Origin of the sequence: Phytoactinopolyspora endophytica, from assembly GCF_004138495.1 — a bacterium.
GTDB lineage: Bacteria > Actinomycetota > Actinomycetes > Jiangellales > Jiangellaceae > Phytoactinopolyspora > Phytoactinopolyspora endophytica.
Map to the genome: position 1 here is coordinate 24,248 of NZ_ML142855.1, position 2,563 is coordinate 26,810.

At 64.7% G+C, this 2,563-nt stretch carries 1 protein-coding gene and 1 pseudogene; both read left to right on the top strand.

Features of this window, described 5'->3' with window-relative positions; genetic code table 11:
• Window positions 1-241: pseudogene (locus tag ELR45_RS14965) on the top strand (fructosamine kinase family protein); the annotation flags it as partial.
• A gap of 401 nt (window positions 242-642) precedes the next feature.
• The gene (locus ELR45_RS14970; RefSeq protein WP_129667138.1) at window positions 643-2,481 is read left to right on the top strand and encodes an ABC transporter substrate-binding protein; all 1,839 of its coding nucleotides are present in this window, start codon (window positions 643-645) and stop codon (window positions 2,479-2,481) included.
• Window positions 2,482-2,563 lie beyond the last annotated feature (82 nt).

A 2,563-nucleotide genomic window follows, 5' to 3' on the forward strand; every position in this document is an offset into this window, starting at 1 on the left:
CGTGTCGTACACGTGGGCCGAGGTCGACCTCGCCCACCTGTGGACGACGGAGCCGCCGCCCGAGACGCACGTCTTTTTTGACCTGTACGCCGAGCTGACCGGCCTCGACCGCGACTGGCGCGAACGCATGCCGATCCTCCAGCTACGCCAGCACCTGGCCGTGATAGCCCAGTTCGACCCCGACTGGGGCGCCGCCGACCTCGTGCGCGCCACGCTCGCCCCGTTCCGGCAGCGGCCCTGAGCTCAGCTGAGTCGAAGGCTCATTTCGATAGCAGTTCTCCGGCGTAGCCAGGCCGCGGTCGAATTTCACATCTGACGGATCTGGCGCGGCGAGGCGGCGTATGCTATGGCCTGCCTGTATTGGCGCCACGGTCTCATGGGCATGAGGTTGGTCAAGACAACGGTTGTCTCTCCGTGCCGGCTTGTTGGCGTCAGTCATTCGGTGTCCACTGCCGTGCGCAGGACGTTTTCCTGCAATCGCTGTGGTCAAACTGTTACATTTTGCGTAACTCGGCAGGATATGGATTGCAGCTCAGTAACTTCTGTCCCGGCCACTTGTGCAGGGCTGCAGCAAATGATGGTGTGTGTCAAGTGTTTTGTTGGGATCCGTATCGGAGCCCTTGACGTACTGAGGAGTCCAAGTTGACATTCAAGCGCAGAGGTGGGGCGGTCCTTGCCGTCGCAGCGGCGAGCGCACTCGTCTTGGCCGCATGTGGCAGTGACGACGACGAGGAGCCGGCCGGCGACGACGGACAGGCGGAGGAGGATCAGGGCTCGGACTCGGATTCGGACTCCGAAGCCAGCGGCGAACCTTGCAAGGAGGATCTCGGCGCCCTGGAGACCCAGGACGGCTCGATCTACTTCTCCACCGGCGAGCCGGAATGGAGCGGTTTCAATAGCGACACGCCGAGTACGTACACGACGTACAACAACACCATCAACGCCCGGATGTCGGGCAGCTTCTGGTACTACGGTATCGACGGCACCATCTGCGAGGACACCGAATGGGGCACCATCGAGGTGCTCGAGGAGGACCCGCTGACCGTCCAGTACACCATCAACGACGAGGTGCAGTGGTCCGACGGAACACCGGTGACGGCCGCGGACTACATCCTCGACTGGGCGACTCAGAGTCCGCAGATGGTCAACGACGATGACGAGCCGTTGTTCAACACGGTCAGCTCGACCAACTTCGGCGAGTACGTGCCGGACGGCCCGCAGGGAGACGCCACGGGCAAAGAGTTCACGGTCGAGTACACCGAGCCCTATGCGGACTGGAAACTGCTGGTCGGCGGCGTGTACCCGGCACACATCGTGGCCGAGCAGGCCGGCATGGACACGGAAGAGCTCAGCCAAGCCATCCTCGACGGTGACACCGAGGCGGTCGCGGACGCGGCCGAGTTCTGGAACGAAGGCTGGCTCTCGCCCAACCCCGGTGAGCTGCCCGACCCCGAGCTGGTGCCGGTGAGCGGCCCGTACCGCCTGGCGGAGGACGGCTGGTCGGCCGGCCAGTACGTCACGCTCGAGGCCTACGACGAGTATTGGGGTTCGGCGCCCGGCACTCAGGAGCTGGTCTTCCGGTTCGCCGCGGCTGACACCCACGTCCAAGCGCTGCAGAACGGTGACCTCAACGCCACCCAGCCGCAGGCCACAGTGGACACCCTGGCCCAGCTGCAGGCGCTGGAAGGTCAGATCACCACGGAGACGTACGAGACGCTGACCTGGGAACACCTGGACTTCAACTTCCAGGAGGGGAGCCCGTTCGCCGACAGTCACGAGCTGCGGGAAGCTATCGCGCAGTGCGTGCCGCGCCAGCAGATCGTGGACAACCTCATCGCGCCGATCGATCCGGAAGCGGTGGTTCTGAACGCTCGTGAGACGTTCCCGTTCCTGGAGGAGTACGACGAGGTGGTAGCGGAGTCTTATGACGGCCGCTACGACGAGGTGGACCTGGACGCGGCGCAGGCAAACGTCGACGCCTCGGGTGTGGAGACGCCGGTCGAGGTGCGGATCGGCTACTCGGCGCCCAACCCCCGCCGTACCGACCAGGTCTCGCTGATCAAGGAGAGCTGCGACCAGGCCGGGTTCGACATCGTCGACGTCGGCAGCGAGGACTTCTTCCAGCCCGGCGGTACCCAGGAGTCCGGTGACTACGAGCTGGCGCTGTTCGCGTTCGCCGGCTCCGGCCAGAAGGCCTCGGGCCAGAACATCTACGGGACGGGGCGCCCGCAGAACTACGGCCAGTACTCCAACGAAGAGGTCGACGCGGAATGGGACACGCTCGTCAGCACCACGGACGAGAGCGTCCACCTGGAGCAGACGAAGAAGATCGAGAAGCTGCTGTGGGACGACCTGTTCAGCATCCCGCTCTTCGTCCACCCGGGCGTCGTCGGGTACGACTCGACGCTGGAGAACGTCCGGCCTACGGCGACCCAGACTCAGCTGGTCTGGAACGAGGAGCAGTGGTACCGAGCCGAGTGATCCGACAACCGTGAGTCAGTGACTCATCCAGGGCCGGCCGGGTGTCTTTCCGCCACCCGGCCGGCCCTCGTCGGACCTGTAC